Source organism: Peribacillus sp. SIMBA_075 (genome assembly GCF_046534585.1).
Genome location: NZ_JAWRYN010000726.1, coordinates 1 through 267, shown reverse-complemented (window position 1 = coordinate 267; position 267 = coordinate 1). Strand labels below are relative to the sequence as shown.

The window sequence follows — 267 nt, the reverse complement described above, 5'->3', positions numbered from 1 at the left end:
ATTCTCGAAAAACGGCATTACAGAACATGAAATTAAATTTAGACCCAACAAAATCTCCACAGGATCCTCATTGGCTATATAAATTTGGAGATGACGAGCCAAATTTCTCAGTAGATATAGCCAAAAAGGTTGTCGATGGAACACCGCATCAACCAATCATTGAGGGTTGGTATCATGAACAAATGCTTAAATCTTTTGATTCTAATATTATTGAACTTGTAAAACAAAACCCGGAAGTACAGTTTACATTTTTCTATGCACCGTATC

At 35.2% G+C, this 267-nt stretch carries 1 pseudogene; it reads left to right on the top strand.

The features are described from left to right. Nucleotides 1–267, top strand: a pseudogene (locus tag SB775_RS30120) (hypothetical protein); the annotation flags it as partial.